Origin of the sequence: Desulfitibacter sp. BRH_c19, assembly GCA_001515945.1 — a bacterium.
Lineage (GTDB): Bacteria > Bacillota > DSM-16504 > Desulfitibacterales > Desulfitibacteraceae > Desulfitibacter.
Genome location: LOER01000032.1, coordinates 130,601 through 149,718 on the forward strand (window position 1 = coordinate 130,601; position 19,118 = coordinate 149,718).

At 34.7% G+C, this 19,118-nt stretch carries 19 protein-coding genes; all 19 read right to left on the reverse strand.

Annotated elements, in window-relative coordinates; genetic code table 11:
- Positions 1-5 precede the first annotated feature (5 nt).
- A complete protein-coding gene (locus APF76_07745) occupies positions 6-722 on the reverse strand; it encodes a hypothetical protein (GenBank protein ID KUO50531.1) in 717 nt (238 codons plus the stop codon).
- Positions 723-755: 33 nt separating this feature from the next.
- Positions 756-1,931 carry a hypothetical protein gene (locus APF76_07750; GenBank protein ID KUO50532.1) on the reverse strand — a complete coding sequence of 392 codons (1,176 nt, stop codon included), beginning with the start codon at positions 1,929-1,931 and terminating at the stop codon, positions 756-758.
- A gap of 33 nt (positions 1,932-1,964) precedes the next feature.
- Positions 1,965-2,705: a hypothetical protein gene (locus APF76_07755; GenBank protein ID KUO50533.1), complete on the reverse strand. Its 741-nt coding sequence runs from the start codon at positions 2,703-2,705 to the stop codon at positions 1,965-1,967.
- 40 nt (positions 2,706-2,745) lie between these two features.
- Positions 2,746-3,153, reverse strand: coding sequence for a hypothetical protein (locus tag APF76_07760; GenBank protein ID KUO50534.1), 408 nt, complete (start codon positions 3,151-3,153; stop codon positions 2,746-2,748).
- A gap of 16 nt (positions 3,154-3,169) precedes the next feature.
- Entirely contained in the window at positions 3,170-3,763 is a 594-nt protein-coding gene (locus APF76_07765) for a hypothetical protein (GenBank protein KUO50535.1), read from the reverse strand.
- A gap of 845 nt (positions 3,764-4,608) precedes the next feature.
- Positions 4,609-5,874 (reverse strand): hypothetical protein, encoded by a 1,266-nt coding sequence (locus APF76_07770; protein ID KUO50536.1) that lies wholly within the window; start codon positions 5,872-5,874, stop codon positions 4,609-4,611.
- A 99-nt stretch (positions 5,875-5,973) separates the two neighbouring features.
- Complete coding sequence (locus tag APF76_07775; GenBank protein KUO50537.1) at positions 5,974-6,747, reverse strand: sporulation transcription factor Spo0A; 774 nt, start codon at positions 6,745-6,747, stop codon at positions 5,974-5,976.
- Positions 6,748-6,930: 183 nt separating this feature from the next.
- Positions 6,931-8,250, reverse strand: coding sequence for a hypothetical protein (locus tag APF76_07780; protein KUO50538.1), 1,320 nt, complete (start codon positions 8,248-8,250; stop codon positions 6,931-6,933).
- Between the two features lie 213 nt (positions 8,251-8,463).
- Positions 8,464-10,155 (reverse strand): hypothetical protein, encoded by a 1,692-nt coding sequence (locus APF76_07785; protein KUO50539.1) that lies wholly within the window; start codon positions 10,153-10,155, stop codon positions 8,464-8,466.
- Positions 10,156-10,168: 13 nt separating this feature from the next.
- On the reverse strand, positions 10,169-10,621 hold the full coding sequence (locus APF76_07790; GenBank protein KUO50540.1) for an ArgR family transcriptional regulator: 453 nt from the start codon (positions 10,619-10,621) through the stop codon (positions 10,169-10,171).
- Between the two features lie 48 nt (positions 10,622-10,669).
- Positions 10,670-11,239, reverse strand: coding sequence for a hypothetical protein (locus APF76_07795; GenBank protein ID KUO50541.1), 570 nt, complete (start codon positions 11,237-11,239; stop codon positions 10,670-10,672).
- Positions 11,232-12,098, reverse strand: a complete 867-nt coding sequence (locus APF76_07800) for an NAD(+) kinase (GenBank protein KUO50542.1) — start codon at positions 12,096-12,098, stop codon at positions 11,232-11,234. The genes APF76_07795 and APF76_07800 overlap by 8 nt, the downstream gene beginning before the upstream one ends.
- Positions 12,098-12,628: a hypothetical protein gene (locus tag APF76_07805; protein KUO50543.1), complete on the reverse strand. Its 531-nt coding sequence runs from the start codon at positions 12,626-12,628 to the stop codon at positions 12,098-12,100. Before APF76_07805 ends, APF76_07800 begins: the two co-directional genes overlap by 1 nt.
- A 141-nt stretch (positions 12,629-12,769) precedes the next feature.
- Complete coding sequence (locus APF76_07810; protein KUO50544.1) at positions 12,770-13,567, reverse strand: RNA methyltransferase; 798 nt, start codon at positions 13,565-13,567, stop codon at positions 12,770-12,772.
- Positions 13,568-13,572: 5 nt separating this feature from the next.
- Positions 13,573-15,456 (reverse strand): 1-deoxy-D-xylulose-5-phosphate synthase, encoded by a 1,884-nt coding sequence (locus APF76_07815; GenBank protein ID KUO50545.1) that lies wholly within the window; start codon positions 15,454-15,456, stop codon positions 13,573-13,575.
- A 50-nt stretch (positions 15,457-15,506) separates the two neighbouring features.
- A complete protein-coding gene (locus tag APF76_07820) occupies positions 15,507-16,118 on the reverse strand; it encodes a hypothetical protein (protein ID KUO50546.1) in 612 nt (203 codons plus the stop codon).
- 684 nt (positions 16,119-16,802) lie between these two features.
- Entirely contained in the window at positions 16,803-17,693 is an 891-nt protein-coding gene (locus tag APF76_07825; GenBank protein ID KUO50547.1) for a hypothetical protein, read from the reverse strand.
- Positions 17,693-17,923, reverse strand: a complete 231-nt coding sequence (locus APF76_07830) for a hypothetical protein (GenBank protein KUO50548.1) — start codon at positions 17,921-17,923, stop codon at positions 17,693-17,695. The genes APF76_07825 and APF76_07830 overlap by 1 nt, the downstream gene beginning before the upstream one ends.
- 50 nt (positions 17,924-17,973) lie before the next feature.
- Complete coding sequence (locus APF76_07835; GenBank protein ID KUO50549.1) at positions 17,974-19,107, reverse strand: hypothetical protein; 1,134 nt, start codon at positions 19,105-19,107, stop codon at positions 17,974-17,976.
- Positions 19,108-19,118 lie beyond the last annotated feature (11 nt).

Sequence of the window (19,118 nt, forward strand, 5' to 3'; positions counted from 1 at the left end):
ATCTATCACCTCTCTCTGAATGAATCGAAATTGGTAGAATTGAAACTGTCTACATCAGCCGTAGAAGTATCTACTGGTGAACGAAGTGTTAGATGGAAAGTTCCGCTTTGTAGGGAATAGACTAGTACTTCAGCCTCTTCAGGCGTAACTAGTAAAGTTAATGTACTCACTACACTTCTCGTAGCATCATCTTTGGGCTGGGTCTGTTCACCAGTAGCTAAAATTTCCATGTTTTGAAACATGGTGTATGTAGTAAGCTCATCATTAATCTTTTCATCAGAGTAAGATATTAGTATGTCAACCTTGTCCCCTGGAGAAATAAAACCTGCTACTCCGCTAACCTCTCCTATTGGAATTGTAAAAGCACGCATGTTTTCAGGTATTCTATATGATAATGTAGCTTTTGTTTCATCCATCACTACTCTACCTGATAGCACCTGCTCTCCCTTAATAATCTCAGATTTTGAAATTCCTCCTACTACATTATCCATACTGGTTATTGCCTCAGGATGGACAGCATCAGATGGCATTGATTGCTTGTCCAACATCTCTTCAGTAATCCTAATATAGGCAGGTATTGTAGTCTTTGCTATAATTACTTCAGAATGGGGAACAGCAACTAAAGCAGGTTTGTCAAGGCTTTTAATATAAAAGTTTAAGGCTACTGCAGTAATAAGACCTAAGATAATAGCAAATATTAATATGCGTTTATTAAGTTTCAATGAACTGGACACTCCTTTCAGTAAGGTATATTTTTAATGATTTTTTATTAGAAATGGACTATTTTTTCTTATTCCTGCTTGTTGTAATAGAATTTGGTCATCAGGATTATATGGGTTATAAATGTGGATTATTTTACCTGTTAATCTAAAGTCATCACAGCTATAATCATCTGGATCGGTGTTTATTTTAGCTATGAGATAATCACCAGGTACTATAGGTGAATGAGGTGCATTTAAAGCTACTGATGGGTGAGGCAAAATTATGAAGTATTCCCCACCAGACTGATCCAGCATATAATCTATAGGAGAAAGGCCATCCTCATAATTACTTTGAAATATTTTATTTGCTTTACCAGGTTCAGTATCTTGAGTTAAACTAGTAGTTTCTTCTATTTCAAATTCATCAGGATTTGTAATCCACCACTCTAGATTATTTTTACCTGCAGCTGGTTTAAGTCCTGTCATATCTAATAGTCCATAATTAGCACTATCTGTTAACCCTTGGGCATCTACAATAATTCCAATGATCACATTTAGAATAACTGCAGTTTTAAAATTTTCTAGCCGTTGTGTTTTATCAGTATAAGGATCATATCCAACATATGTATAGTCATTTAAAATTGGGTCCCCCGCATGATAATAGTGACCTGTATTTGTATCTGTATCAAAATAATAATAATACTTCTTGTCTAAACTATTAATATCTCGACCTTTAAGAAATTCATGGTCTTCTATAGTTAGAATAGGTTCTACATTGGAGGAACAGGATAACGGTTCATATGTATAGTTTTTGGGATGTGGAGCAAAAGGTTGAAATCCACCGATTGTGACTCTTTGTCTTGCAGTTGCTACAGCACTTACTATATAATCAGAACTACCAAAAACTCTACCAAAGAGGCGTGGATAAGAATCCATTACATCAACTCTTACCTCAGTACTATTATTCTGTGCTTGAGCATATACAACACCAGTAATACTATGCTTTGCTATATAGTCTGAGGCCATTGTTTGAATATTGCCACTTGGCAATTCCCATGCTGCAGCTAGAGCAGCAGCATCAGCTCCATTTTGCATATTCCTCTTTTGGAAGTAAAGGTAGCCCACATCCGTAACTAACGCTGTTAGCCCCAACAATAAGATCATGGATGCTGCAACAATAACAAGAACTGCTCCTTTATTGTTTTTTACTATAGTATTCTTTAGTTTCACTAAAACTGCCCCCTTGACCATCTATTTCGTTATTTACTTCACATAAACACTATCAGTGTATATTTGTTCATATATTGTTCCGTCTGAAGTTGTTATACTATATAAAGTAACAGTATAAGTACCTTTGTTATTATTGTTAAAGTCCACAACCTCTTGATCTTTACCATGGTTGGTATTAGTTGTCAAAGTAAATGCTCCTCCTTCGATAACAGTACCCTCATAATCAATTTCAAGATATATTAAAGCATCTCCAATGGGATTTCCAGCTCCATCTAATAATTCAACGCTAACTCGAAGTTTATCACCCGACTGATTTAAGCTTAATTCTTCAAGAACAAATTCTTCTGAGCCTTCAATTATTAGACTATGTGGTTCATATCTCATTCTTGCACTTATTATAGGAAAATCTATTTCTTCATTTAATACTAGTGGTACAATTAGACCAACTGAAGCATCAATCATAACCATTACATCTTCTCCTTGAATACGAGCACTAGGTTCAGGGGAGATATCTATACTTTTAATATTTAAAAATGGAAATGGAGATGTTATTTGGGTTATTTTATTAATTGCTTCATGGTCAGTATCATTCAAGTCTGTTACAGCAGATATTCGCACAGCTTCTTTTGAAGCACTATTAACTAAAATATAACAACTAAAAATAATACCAAATTGTATAATTCCAAATATTAATAATAAAAGCAAAGGTAAAATCAATGAAAATTCTACGAGAGCTTGACCTCTTTCATCCTGTTTACTATAAAAACTGTTCAATGTTTTCACCTCTTAGAACATTTAATACAAAAACTTCTAACTAATTTATTGCTTGGTTTCGCATTGTTGATTTTGCATTTATAATAAAATCATCACCAACAGCTTTATCTAAAATTGGTACAATAATCTCCACACTAGCTGGAACAAAAACTTCTACTTCTGAACCAATAACTCTATTGGATATAGTAACGTTATTCATATAGACAGTTAGTAATGGAATACTAGATGTAATACTATTAATTTTATTTATGATTTCTTGATCCTGTTTTCCTACAGATGCCATACGAGCTCCTTCCCTTGCAGCACTCGTTATTGTAATCTGACTATAAAAGATAAATCCAAATTGTATAATTCCAAAGATTAACATAGCAAGTATGGGTAATACTAATGCAAAAGAAACCAAACCTTGGCCTTTTTCATTTTTTCTAAAAATTGATAAGAAATTCAAGGTACCACCTCGATTATTAGAATAAACCTGCGATGAAAAGTTTTTGGCTAAAATCAGTTAGGGCTATTAGGGTTCCTAAGGCTATTGCTATTCCGTAGGCGAACTTTATGGGTTCTTGTTTCTGTGTTTCTGCATCTGCTAAAGAAAGATTTATAGCCATTCTTTCAAACCAAACAGATTTGAATGTTAGTGCTAAGCTATTTGAGATTGGTTTGGCTATTTTCACTAGACCTTTTTTAATCATCAGGAACAGGCGACCTTTGTGTAAAAGTATAATAAGTGCAATAATGCCTCCCGCAATGGCCGTGTAAAGAGCAGCTATTAGAACAAATTGGGATCCCATTAGGGCTCCTATAGCACCTAAAAGCTTTACATCTCCTCCTCCCATTCCCCCTAAAATAAAGGGAATTAAGAAAATTCCTATTCCTACAAGAAGACCTGAAAAGCTAAACCAAAAACCTGTTAAACCACCTGTATATGTATATGAAATTAAACCCAAAAGCATTACCGGAAAGGTAAGCATGTTGGGGATTTTTTTCGTTATTATATCAAAAAAGAGTGATAGTATAAGTAGTATAGAGAGTAAGTAAACATTATATTCTAAATACATTCACAAGCTCCATTCTAACAAATATTTATGGCCAATTAGACACTACATCGTTGTACAAGCTTAGTAAAGTCACACCTAATGTTTCTACTGCTATAAAAACAACAATAACAATTTAGCTAATAATAAGACTGTATTCAACTATTCTTTGTCCAAATTCACTAGAAAACAGATTCTATATGCTCTTCATAGATTTTATCTACAAATCTTTAGATATTTCATAACAATCAATCCTACTTAATAAATAAGGTTCAACAGCAACCTATTTTTAAATAGTAGATTGCTGTTGATGTTTTCTATTCTAGTCCTAAGTTGTGAGTTCGTCTCCGACCTCTTCAAACTTTTCCTTAATTGCAGTAGCTAAAGGTTTACCTGCAACTATAATTATTAGAGATATTACCGCTATTATTAAAACATACTCCACCAAACCCTGACCCTCTTCATCCTTAACTAATCTCTTTAAAATATTTAACATTTAACTAACCTCCTTTCCCTTTTAAAATTAATTTTTATATTAGGCAATATGCCCTTTTGCAGCCTCTGACCAGATTGTAGGTAATAAGACCTATATTTTATAGTTATATTGGACTAGGCTACGATTATAATTATAAGGTGATACTTCTAAATAGTTTGTCATAATAAGGCAATTATTTACAGTTTATTCCGACAATAAACCTATAATTCCCATCTATTTAGGCAGGATATTGTAACAATAAGAAAAAGATGAGCCTATGGCCCATCTAAACCTTTGCAAAATATTGGTTTTATTTTCGACATATTGGTAAGAATTTTTTATAAAGTAAAAAATATTATTATTAATACCCTAAATCTTAATAAGTTATAACGTATTAAGTATAGATATGGCTTTTTAAGTGCTTTTCATTTGATAATGATAGACCTAACACAATCCAAAATAGTGGCATTACCATTATTACATCTATATTAAAGATTCCTTGTAGCAGATATGAAAAAATCATTATAAAATATATGAGACCAAATTCATTTTTCCATGGCTTTAAAAAATAGCCTAGAAACAATATGTAAGATAAAAAAGCAAAGGCACCCATTGTAACTATAATTTCTAAATAAACATTATGAACCTTATCTGCTAGATTGATTTTGGGTCGAATATCTGCGTATCCTAGATGCTCTGGTCCAATACCAAATGCCCAGTTTTGGGGAATTAATTTCGCTGACTCCTTCCAAATGTATATCCTATAGGAGCCACCATCATCCTCCATTTTTACTGATGCTTCAATCTGATCTGGAATGCTAAAAATCCTTTTATAAATAAGTCCATTGCTTGTTGGTAGTAATATTCCAGTAACAATAATAAGTAGAAAGACCATGGTTAGGTACTTTTTTCGCATGTCTTTATGTCTTAAGATATAGACTGAAATAACAATAAAAGCGAAGAAAAAGGCTATCCAGACTCCTCTTGTTACACATATTAATAAGCCCGAATATATTAAAGCTGTAGATATAAGCCATTGCTTTTTACCAGTAAAGAAATACAAAAGCATGGTAGCAGGTAAGATAAAAACTGTATAGGTTCCAAAAAAATTAGGATTTCCCATTGTGCTGTAACTACGGATTCCTGTTCTAAAATCTTCATGTGGAATAAAATTAATACCAAAGTGTTGAAGAAGCCCTAGAAATGATACGATTGTTGCTGTAATTACCATGTAATATAGAATATTTTTACTTTGTTTTGTGTTATATGCGATTAAGAACAACAGAGCACAAAAAATGCATGTGCTAAATCCTGTAAAACGAGCAGTAGTTCCTTCATAAATGTCGAATCCCACCCAAGCTGTAAATGGGTATGGAGCTAGGACAGTAGAAAGCAGTCCAAACAAAAGAAAGAAACCTAATGGAATAAAAACTGGATGTCTTAAATTGAACCTTACTTTTTCTCGCAATATCGAATATATAATAATTATTGATATAATTGCTAGTATTACATACCTAGGAAAGTAAAAATAATTATTATATGGATTCGGTATTACAATCAAAGGATAAACCATAACCATGAAACATAATATTAGATAACGTATATCAAAAGCAGTTTTGTAAAAGATGTTTCTTTTCGGGTTTATATTATACCTTAACATTTAATACTCCTTTTTTCTAAAAAAAGACATTAATAAATAAGGAAAACTCAAAACAGAGAGTTTTCCTTTATGTATAGTATTGATGACTTATTATAATTTTTACCCTACCTTACTCCCAAGTCTTAGCTTGTCTGCTACCATGGCGATGAATTCTGAGTTGGTTGGTTTACCCCGTTCCACATTAATTGTATAACCAAAAAAGCGGTTCATCATATCAACATTACCACGATCCCAGGCTAATTCAATGGCATGTCGGATGGCTCTTTCTACTCTGCTTGGGGTAGTCATGTATTTCTTAGCGATAAGAGGATATAATTCCTTTGTAACTGCACCAAGTAAATTGACTTCTTCAATGACCATAAGAATCGCATCTCGTAAATATTGATATCCTTTAATGTGAGCTGGCACACCCATTTGGTGAATGATTTTTGTAACTTCAATATCCAGGCTTTTACCTTTAACCATACCATTTCTAGAACCGCCACCTGTTGATTCGCCTCTTACTAGTTGCTTGATTCTTGTACCAAGCACATCTAAGTCAAAGGGCTTTAATATGTAATAGTCTGCTCCTAAATCACAGGATTGTTGTGTCATTGTTTCCTGACCCAAAGTAGTTAACACAATAATCTTTGGCCTAACATTTAGATCTATAGAATTTAATTTTTCTAAAACACCTATTCCATCTAAATGAGGCATTATGATATCCAAAATAACTACATCTGGTTCCTTTTCCTGGATAGCTTTTAAGGCTTCAATGCCATTATAAGCTGTATCACAAAGGTTTAAATCTTTTTGATTCGAGAAATACTCCCCTAGAATGCCGCAAAAATCCCTATTATCGTCCACAACTAAAACATTTATTGGTTCATCCACTTAACCCACACTCCCTGTATTAGTTTTACTAGTTGGGTTTATTATTTCAACATAAATTTGGCTTTTCCTGCCACTTTTTGTAATATCACAATATTAGTTAAAATTCGTCAAATATTTTACTTTTTGCACAAAAAGAAAACATACAGCGTATGCTTCTTCAAGATTACTGTATGTTTAAAGGTATTATGATGCTGACAAAACTGAGTCAGTAACTAGTTCTTCTGGAATGATTCCAATCTCCTCAAGCATCCATTCTGCAAGGATTCCATATCCTCTGGTTGGATCTTGTACAAATACATGTGTCACCGCACCAATGAGCCTACCATTTTGAATAATTGGACTACCACTCATTCCCTGAATTATTCCACCTGTTTTCTCAATTAATCTTGGATCAGTAACTCTTAATACTAAACCTTTACCATTTTCCTTTTGATGAGAAATTACTCTTTCAATTTGAATTTCAAACTTTTCAATAGTATCACCTTCTAGTACTGTTAGTATATGAGCAGTACCAGGAGTTATTTGATTTGCGTAAGCTACAGGTATAGGTTCACTATAGTAGGTATCCTTTGGTATTGTATCCAATATTCCATAAATACCTAAATTACAATTCTTCATTATTCCACCTGACAAAACCTTATCATTACTAAAACTACCTATTTTTTCACCTGGGTAGCCTTTTCGTCCCAAAGTGATATTTTGAATAGAAGCTGAAATAATTCTTCCCATTCCATCTTTAAGTTCTTCCTTGATATCAGCATTTGCTATTACATGACCTAATGCTCCATATTTTCCATTTGAGGGTTCAAAAAAGGTAAGAGTCCCAATTCCTGCTGCTGTGTCTCTTACATATAAACCTATTCTATATCTGCCTGTATCACCACATTTAACAGGTTCAATGGAAAAATCCATTTTCAAGCCATTTCTAATAACTTCTATTGTAAGCTGTTTCTCTAATTGTCCATACTTGTCAATTAGTTCTGCTAGCTCACGATCACTACCTACAGCTTGATTATTAATTTTGGAAATTATATCTCCAATTTGGATTCCTTGATCCTTTGCAGGTTCTATTTCTGTATTAGATTCATTTGTAACTGGTGAGAAACCAACTACAATAACTCCCTGTGCATTTAAAACAACGCCAATCGAATGTCCTGATGGATAAACTTTAATTTGTGGTACAACATCAACTTTAATTTCCTTTAGTGGTATTAAACCAAATAAACTTAATTTTGCTGTGTAATTTCCACTATTTAAAAATTTTTTGGTACCTGAAGACAAATCTAACGATTTTACCAGACCACTTTCATCATGAATTTGCATTTTAAAATTATTAACTAATTTTTTGGGAAAAACTAAAGGTAAATTAAATTCATCACCAACTGATAATTTCTGTGTTGTTGGAAGTAAGAAGTAACTTTGCATCTGGGGACTGAAGCTTATGGCTAAAACAACTGCAATGATAATGAATGCATAAATTCTGCTAAACTTACTTTTGCGCAAATGACATTCACTCCTGTACTTTAGTCTCCCCGATTCATTTTTGACACCCGTACAGAAAAATAATTTTTATTATTTCTTTTGTTTCTAGTGTGTCTTCAGGCAATTTTCTTATCCTGGCAATACTGACTATCCAAGTTAATATAAACTTCTTTGTGAATTCATTGATAGTATAAAAAAAGATGCGCTAATAGAATAAAAAAAGTGCAGTTAGATTTAACTGCACTTCAAGCTCTGTTTTAGTAATTCTACAGCATGTTCTTTAGCTTTGGTAGTTGCTCCCAGCATTCTAGTTAATTCTGCAACCTTTTCCTCTTCTTTGCAAAGTTTTGAAACTTTTGTATGAGTTTTATCTTTCTCGCTAAATTTTTGGATATAATAATGAGAATCTGCAAAAGCTGCTATATGTGGTGAATGGGTAACACAGATTATTTGACAAAATTGACTTGTCTCTGAAAGTTTTTCTGCAACCGGCTTTAGCACTAAACCACCAATTCCAGAATCAATTTCATCAAAAATTAATACAGGTACATTGTCAACTTCTGCTAAGATACTTTTTAGTGAGAGCATAATCCTAGCCATTTCTCCACCTGAAGCTATTTTTGCTAAGGGCTTAAGAGGTTCTCCAGGATTTGGTGAAATAAGAAACTCAATTTTGTCATTACCAAATGGTCCTCGATCAGCTAAAGGCTCAATAGAAATCATAAATTCAACATTAGGCATTACTAAATCATTTAATGCTTTCATTGTTTTTACCTGAAGTTTATCAGCAGTACATCTTCTTAAAGAGTGAATTTCTTGTGCTAAGCTATCATATTCTTGTGTAGCTACTAAAGTTTTATCCTCTATGTTCTTTAGCATTTCCTCTGCATTTTCCAGCTCATACAATTCATCTGCGAGCTTTTCCTTTAATGAAATAATATTTTCAATATCATTTCCGTACTTTCTTTTCAATTTACTTATTAATGCAAGTCGATCCTCTACATGCTTCATTCTATATGGATCATAATTCAGATCTTGAGGGTAGTTTTTAAAATTAATTGCTAACTCCTGAAGCTGATACATAGAATTTTCTAATTCAGATAGAGACCCATCTAAATTCTCATCTAATCCACGTAAATTTCGAAATTTATCAATTACCAGGCCAATTAGGTCATATGCACTAGTTTCAGTACTTTCTCCTGAAAAGAGAAGAGAATTTGCTTCCTCACAAGCACCCTGTAATTCTTGAGCACTTCCCATAACCTTAAGTTCTTTTTCGAGAATCTCTTCTTCCCCAGGATTAAGCTCGGCCTGGGAAATTTCTTCTAATTGATATTGGAGAAACTCTCTTTCACGAAGACCCTTGCTAACTATTTCTTGAAGTCTGCTTTTTTGCTTTTCTAAGTATTTTATGTTTATATACTTTTCATTAATTTGAAAGCGTAATTTTTGTAAGTTTTTGCCTCCGAGACGATCGAGTAATTCTGCCTGCTTAGATAAAGATGTTAGCTGCTGGGTAGTATTTTGTCCGTGGATTTCAACTAGCAAACGACTTAAGTTTTGAAAGTTTGAAAGAGTGACTGTTCGTCCATTAATACGACATACATTCTTGCCATTTTCACTAATTTCTCTAGTAAGGATAATGGCACCATCTTCCTCTGGGGTTATTCCAATTTCCTCAAGATTAGTATTATATATATTATTTTCAGACGTTTCAAAAGAAAATACACCCTGGACAATGGCCTTTGCACTACCAGTTCTAATATACTCAATTGAGGCCCTATCGCCTAACAGTAAACCGACAGCATCTATGAGTATAGATTTACCAGCTCCAGTTTCACCTGATAATACATTAAAGCCTTTTTGAAACTCTATATTGATTTCTTCTATTAAAGCAAAATTCTCGATATGTAATTCTTGCAGCATGGCAGATCACCTCTCATTCTAAAAGCTTATTAAGAATCTCAAGATTTCTTTGAACAGCCTCTTTTGGCTTAACTACTAAAAGGATTGTATCATCCCCAGCAATAGTACCAATTACCTCAGGCCATTGAATATGGTCTATACAGGAAGCAATAGCATTTGCTACTCCCGGCAAGGTTTTAATTACAATAAGATTATCACTATAATCTATACTTGTGGCAGAATCCTTTAATAGCTTACTCAACCTATTCATATTTAGATTGTGCCTAGGTTCTGCTGTTACAAAGTACTTGTACTTGTTATTTCCAGTGGCAATTTTTATTAGGCTTAATTCCTTAATATCTCTCGATACTGTGGCCTGAGTTACATCAAAACTGCTTTCACGTAGTTTATTTACTAAATCCTCTTGGGTTTCTATGTCATAACTCTTTATTAGCTCTAAAATCTTTCGTTGTCTTAAATTTTTCATATTATCAGACACCTTTTTAAAAGGTTTGTCTACTTTCCCCCTTCATAGTTAATGAATTCTTTGAGCAATAATTATGTATGGAGAACTATCTATTTTATTAAAAAGGGTTACTTTTATCACATCGAATTCATTTTTGGGTAATACTTTGAAAAAGCTTTCTACTGCTTCTTTTTCAATATCCCCACCAGGATGACCTGGGTAAATTATTACTGACAAAATCCCATAAAGTGCAAGTAAAGATACTGACTTTTTTAGAGCTACGATTGTAGTTTCAGTGCTAGTAATTACTTTATGATCTCCACCTGGCAGATAGCCAAGGTTAAACATAATGGCCTTTACAGGATTAATTATATACTCATCAAGATTCTCATGTCCTGTATTAAAAAGAGATACTCTACTAGACAAACTATTTTCTGCAAGTTGGATTTGGGTAATTTCTATGGCCTCTTTTTGAATATCAAAACCATAAACATGTCCATTATTACCTACTAAATTAGCTAAAAAAAGAGTGTCCTGCCCCTTACCTACAGTAGCATCTATAGCCTGGTCTCCTTCACTAACAGTTTTACTAATTATTTCATGACACATTGTGGTTACTTTAGCAAGAATTTTATTCACGATTCCTGCTCCCGTCTTTTAACTTCTCTCTCAAAATAGCATAAAATGATCTATTACGTAATTTAATAAGTCTTGTTGTAAGGTTAGACTTATTTACTATAACCTCATCCTTCGCATCTAGAAGAAAACCATCCTGCCCATCAACAGTTAACATTATTTCGCCAGAATCTGAAACAAGTACCACCCTAACACTTTGATTATGGGATATAATAACCGGTCTAGCATACAAGGTATGTGGGCAAATTGGCGTAATAATTATGACATCAATATCAGGTGAAACAATGGGTCCACCAGCTGATAGTGAATAAGCAGTTGATCCAGTTGGTGAAGATATAATTAAACCATCTGCTGGATAGTTGGTCAAAAACTCACTATCTACATATGTATTCATTTCAATCATTCTGGCAAAGGCACCCTTGGTTATAACAATATCATTTAGAGCATGAAAATTTCCAGTAATCTTGCCGTTTCTATATACATCTGCTTTTAACATCATTCTTTCCTCGATGTGATAGTGGCCAGAAACTAGTTCCTCTAAACCATAAATGAGCTTATCTACTTCCAGTTCGGTAAGGAAGCCTAACTGCCCTAGGTTAATACCAAGTAGCGGTATATTTTTGCCTGCAACACATCTTGCAGTATTTAGAAGTGTACCGTCACCACCAAGGACAAGGATACATTCAGACATAGAAAACATATCATCAGTCTTTACGCCATACTCTGGCAAAGATAAAATATCAGCAGTTTCAGTAGTTAAATACACCTCTATATTGTTTTTTATGAGCCATTGAATGACTTGATGCGCGATTTTAGGTGCGGACTCTTTTCTTAAATTAACGATAAAACCAATCTTTTTCATTATTTAACCCCTTGTGAAAGATATTCAAAAATTCTTAATGCAATGTAAAAACCTGCAGAAAAAGTTATTATGGATATTAGTATTAACTTTGGTAATAGCCTTTTCTTAGGTAGGTTAATATTAAACTCTCTTAATTTCCCTGTTGTATCTGCAACAACAATTCCCTGAACATTAAAAATAGAGCACTCAGTCAAAAGACCCTTTCTATATCTACTGCTTGAAATACGAATTGACTCCTTTTCTTTCCTCATCTTTACTAAGTAATCATTCTTATTTTTATTAACTATAAAAGGAAACCTAAAATTATCTGAATAGGTTTTATAATCTTCTTCTATAATGACTGATATGTCTGGGTTGATTTTTTTTATCTTATAGCCTTTCTCCTCTAGGTTTTCTAAAAGTTCCTGTTCTTTTTTCCCCAGGGAGGCAAACATCTCCATCTGCCTATTTTTTTTATATTTTGTGAATCTATTATAAAACAAAATTACACCAATTATCAAAAATAAAAAACCTAGATCATAGAAAGACAAACTAACCACCTCTGATAGTTTATTCAACAGAATGCATAAGTTTTCCTTTTTTATGTACATAAAAAAAGAAAGTGCATTTAAGCCACTTTCTTACTTAATTTTGTCTTCTGAATTCGGACTTCTGTATTCTTAATTCAGATATTAACGTAACTGCTGACTGCCTTCAACAGTTTTGTTTATTAAATTCTCATCTGCTTCCACCTTCCCATTAGCTTCTAGCAACAGCAAAAACTCTATATTACCTTCTGGACCACGGATAGGGGAATGTTCTAATTTTTTTGCGTATAAACCAACCTTTTCAGCTTCAGATATTACACTTCTGATTACTGATTTATGAATCTCTGGGTCTTTGACTACACCCTTTTTACCTACATTTTCTCTGCCAGCTTCAAATTGTGGCTTGATTAATGTAATTATTATTCCATCATTTTTAATAAGCTGTAGGAGTTGAGGCATTATTTTGGTTATTGAAATAAAGGCCACATCCATTATAATAATGTCTACTTTTTCAAGAAACATGTCCTGGGTCAATCCCCTGGCATTTGTTCTTTCCATGACAATAACACGAGAGTCATTACGCAAGCTCCAGGCTAATTGTCCATAGCCCACATCAACTGAATATACTTTTTGTGCACCGTGCTTTAGTGCACAGTCCGTAAATCCACCTGTAGAAGCCCCAATGTCAATCACAATTTTATCAGTAAAATCTATAGCGAAAGTATCAATTGCTTTTTTTAGTTTTAGTCCACCCCTGCTGACATATGGTTGAGCTTTGCCTGTATATCTTATGTTCGAATCATCATCAACCTTTGTACCAGGTTTAGTAATACGAATATCATTTATAAGTATTTCTCCAGCCATAATAGCCCTCTGGGCTTGTTCTCTACTTTCAATTAGGTTTTTATCAACTACTAGCACATCTAAACGTTTTTTAACCATTTGCTTTACCTGTTAGCAACTTTTAACCCAACCATTGATGCAGCAGCTTGTACTATTCCCTCAGGAGTCAAGCCAATCTTTTGCCTTAAAAGACTTTGTGAGCCATGGGTTATAAAATTGTCCTTTACACCTATATTTCTAATCTCTATCCCATTTATATCATATTCCGCTAATAATTCTATAAGAGAAGATCCAAAACCACCTGCTACGAAATTTTCTTCAACTGTAATTAGTCTTTTAGTCTGTTTAATAGAGTCTATAATTAACTTGCTATCAAGTGGCTTAATAAACCTTGGATTAATAACAGTACAGCTTAGACCCTGCTTTTGAAGCAGATCTGCAGCATTAAGAGCAGTATATACATGGGGTCCAACTGCAGCTATAGTAAGGTGTTTGCCTTTAATCAAGATTTCACCCGAACCAATTTCTAATGGTAGAATTTTCTTTTGAAGAGGCACACCTATTCCAGCACCTCTGGGGTAACGTATAGCAACGGGTCCACCGCTTTTAATAGCAGTCAGGAGCATTTGTTGCAATTCAGCTTCATCCTTGGGAGCCATAAATAAGAGGTTTGGAATATTTCTTAAAAATGAGATGTCAAATAAGCCATGGTGTGTTTCCCCATCTTCTCCAACAAGACCAGCCCTATCAATGGCAAGGATAACAGGTAGCTTCTGCAAACAGATATCATGGATAATCTGATCATAGGCTCTTTGTAAAAATGTAGAGTATAAAGCTACTACAGGAATAAATCCTTGAGTTGCTAATCCGGCAGCCATGGTAATTGCATTTTGTTCTGCAATACCTACATCAAAATATCTAGTTGGAAATTCATCTGCAAAATAGTTTAACCCTGTACCATCTGGCATAGCTGCAGTTATCGCAAGTATTCTTTTATCATTTCTAGCTAAATCTACCAGAGTTTTACCAAAGACTTCAGTATAGCTAGGAATTAATTGTTTTTTTAATGACTTTCCTGTTGCTAATTCAAAGGGGCCTGTCCCATGAAATGTATTGGGATTTTTTTCTGCTGGTTCATAGCCCTTGCCCTTGGTAGTTATTACATGAACTAAAACAGGACCCTTAGTAGATTTTGCACTTTTTAGAACCTGTTGAACAGCAAGGATATTATGGCCATCAACAGGTCCTAGGTATGTATAACCTAGTTCCTCAAAAAGCATACCAGGTACTACTAGGTATTTAAGGGCATCCTTAAGCCTATCTGCTAAACGTACTACAGTACTGCCAATTCTAGGTAAGCGTTTTAAAATGTTTTCAATTTCTTCTTTTCCCTTTTCATATTTTGGATCGGTGCGAAGTCTAGTTAGATAACTAGATAGTGCTCCAACATTTCCGGCAATTGACATTTTATTGTCATTTAAGATTACAGTTAGATCCAGTTGTAGATCGCCTGCATAGTTTAACGCCTCAAATGCCATGCCACCTGTTAGAGCTCCATCTCCAATAACTGCTACCACAGAATTATTTTCTGCTTTTTGATCTCTAGCTAAAGCCATGCCTAAAGCAGCTGAAATAGAAGTAGAACTATGTCCTGTATTAAAGTGGTCATGTTCAGAGTCTTCCCTTTTTGGGAAACCGCTGATGCCACCGTATTGTCTTAAGGTATGAAACTTTTCATAACGTCCAGTAATTAGTTTATGTACATAAGATTGATGACCTACATCCCATACAACTTTATCAGAGGGAGAATTGTATACTGAGTGCAGAGCTATGGTTAATTCTGTTACTCCTAAGCTGGGAGCTAAATGTCCTCCTGTTATTGATACAGTATCCAATAATTTAACACGAACCTCTTTAGCTAGCTGCTCAAGTTCAGAAATAGATAAACTCTTTAAATCCTGCGGCCCTGAAATCTTTTCTAAAATCATTTCTGCCTCCCCTTTCGAGATGCAAGGTTACATCTTGTATGCTTCTTATATTATTTTTTGCATCTTGCTTCTTGCCTCTTACTTCTTGCATCCTGTATAATTCTGATCTTCAAATTTCTTTCCATCCATTCAAGTAATCTACCTGAATTAAAAATAATATCTGTACCTTTGCGTATTGCATAAGTTTTACCAAAGGCTTTACCTGCTACAATTAAGGCAGCAATAAGGCTTGTCATTAAAGTAGCAATAATAACCTCATTAAATGAAGGTGCATATAGTATTATTCTCAGAACAATTGTTGCTCCAACTGCTCCACTTAGTGTACCACTAACATCACCTACAACGTCATTGCAAAAGCTAGCTACTTTATCAGCGTTACGAACTAACCCAATTGCGTGAGCAGCACCATGTATCTTTTTCGCACATTTGGCGTTTAGTGGTGCTTGATCTGCCGCTGCTGCTGCAACTCCAATAATATCAAAGATAATACCTATGAGTATAATTATTAGTAATAATATTAAAGCTATTATTAAAGAAGTAATGTTATCTAAAAGTACCTTTGCACCTAAGCTTGCTAAAATTGCTAAAAAAAAAGCTCCTGCACCAATTATCAAACCGTGTCTAAGAGCATTATGTATATTATTCGTTGATTTTGCCAAGATAATACTTCCTCCTAAAATGGATATCTAACCAGTACTGATAGATGGAGATTTATCAAGTAAATGTTGCGTCTTAGGTCCAGCTGGTTTTCCCAACAGCTCACTATGTGTTACCACAATAGCGGTTTCCCTTTAAGGGCTGCTCTATTTCGTTACCGTAAATAGTGCTAGATTGCCGTTTAGTACGCACTTTAATCCCTGATAAATCTCATCAAAGATGAACAGCCTAGGAATTTTCTTCTGCGGTTCCGATTATCTCTATCCTCTTTTGCAGTAAAAGCTTCTGTAACATACAGTATGCCAAAGGGCCCTTCAACATACAGTACTTATGTGTTACATCCCGCTAATACCGCTCAAGGCAGGCTACACTGCACCTAGCACTTTTACATACCAAGCTACAGGTTTCTACCCCAAGCCGTACCTTTTGCCCGTTAGCAAAAACCACGCACTTGGGTCTCCGCGGGGGTAGGGTCCACGCCTACATGCCATTGTAGATCGCCCCGCCCCCTTAACTCCCAGCACCAACCCCCAACTGGGCGTCGACAGCCAGCACCAGGAACTTCATCGATGTGCCCTTGACGAATTTTTAGGCCCGTCTTCAAGAAAATGGATCCCGACTAGGATATTGCTCCACCTATCAGTCCAATCAGACAGATAGTATAACACATACTAAGTATAATTGCAATCTTATTTTTTTCTAGTTAATATATATTGTGCTAAGAAAATTAGTGGTAAAGCTTTATTGCCAAAAATATTTAAACTATTAACGGCTGAATTCACATTTTCTAATGCCATTTCCTTAGACTTTTCTAACCCGTATAATAAAGGATAGGTAAGTTTTTGATTCTTTTCATCGCTACCAACTGGCTTGCCCAACTCACTAGCTGTTCCTTCTATATCAAGTATATCATCTACTATTTGAAACGCCAAACCGAAATGATGGGCATAGGAGTCAAATGCGGCTAATTCTACATCATTAGCACCAGCTATTAACGCCCCACTTTTGATAGATGCTTTAAACAAGGCCCCAGTTTTGTTTTTGTGGATATAGTCCAAAAGATCAGTTGATTTTTCTTTTTGACCATTTTCTGAAAGCATATCAGCAACTTGTCCAGCTATCATACCCTTTGGTCCAGCAGCAATTGAGATTTCCTTAATAATTTTTAGAAGGGTTTTGTTATTATAATTAGCATCAGCTAATAGTTCAAAGGCATAGGTTAATAGAGCATCTCCAGCTAAAATAGCAATTGCTTCTCCATATACCTTATGACAGGTTGGCATACCTCTACGAAAATCATCATCATCCATGGCAGGGAGATCATCATGGATTAAAGAATAAGTATGTATACATTCCATTGCACAGGCTGCCTTGATAGCGTCCTGAACAATTCCCCCAGCAGTCTCACATGCTCCAATAGTTAAGATTGGTCGTAATCTTTTACCGCCTGCAAAGATGCTATACCTCATCGCTTCGATAATTTCCTTTGGATAGTCTCCTTTTAGTGGCAGAAATTTTTGAAGATTTTGGTTTACAAGCTCCTGTTGTTTATGAAGATAGGTTTTTAAATCAAAAGTCATTAAATATCTCCTTCCAAATCCTGTGCATCCCAAACAGCAATACCTTTATCCCCTTCAAGAAGCAACTGTAATTTTCCTTTGCCTTTTTCCAACTGTAAATTACATTTTTTTACCAAACTTACTCCTTCTTCTAAGAGTTCTAGACCTTCTTGTAGAGAGATACTATCACTATTAAGGAGATTAACAATTTCTTCTAAACGGCTAATGTCCGTTTCAAATACTTGTGTCATATTAATCCCCACCTTTTCAACTAACTAATTTGGCGTAATACTTTAAGATATTACTTCATTTCTACCTTGCATTCAAGGAATCCTTCATTAAGGATAACCTTGACTTCACTTCCGATATCTACTTGATTACTGCTTAGAATTGTTTGACCATGATCATCCTGACAAACAGAATATCCTCTGCTTAATACCTTTAGTGGACTGAGTGCTTGTAGCTGAACAGCTAAATTGGCTAGCTTGTTTTCCTTTTTTGTTAAAAGGCTCTCTCCAGAAAAATGAAGTCTGTTTTCTACTCCATTTAGTCTTTCCTGATGATGCCTTATGAGACTGTTAGCTGACTGATATAAATGTCTTTCCATTTTAGCTAGTCTACTTTTTAAATCCTCTAATGAGACCACTACAAGTTCAGCTGCAACTGACGGTGTTGCAGCCCTTAGGTCAGCCACCCAATCTGATATAGTAAAATCTGTTTCATGGCCTACTGCAGATACTATGGGAATCTCTGAAGCAAAGATTGCTTTTGCTACTTCCTCTGTATTAAATGCCCATAATTCTTCAATGGAACCACCACCCCTTGCTAGAACAATAACATCTACTGAAAAATCCTCATTAAAGATTTTTATGCCATTAGCTATTTGCGGGGGAGCTTGGTCACCTTGAACTGTAGTGGGTATCAAATATATGTCTACAGAAGGAAATCTTCTACGAACAACCTTAATAAAATCTTTAATAACTGAACCTGTTGGCGAGGTTATAATCCCTATTTTTTGTGGCATTCTGGGAAGGGGCTTTTTATGTTCAGTATCAAAGAAACCTTGTTTTGAAAAAGATTCCTTTAATTGCTGGTAAGCGAGTTCCAAGCTTCCAATGCCCTGGGGAAACACTTCTTGTAAGTACAATTGGTAAGTGCCGCCCTTTGGATAAAGGGCTACTCTTCCTCGAACAACAACTTCTAATCCATTTTCTATTTTAAATGGAATTCGAGAGAAGTCTGATCGAAACATTACTGCCTTTAAGATAGCGTCTTTATCTTTTAATGTTAAATACAAATGTCCTGATCCAGGCTTGCTCACATTAGAAACTTCGCCTCTCAACCAAAGGTTTGAGAGGCGAGGATCTGATTCAAGAAGATTTTTTAGATATTCTGTTAGCTGTGAAATTGATAATACCTTTTGGTGGCTTAACACAGTTTTTAGTA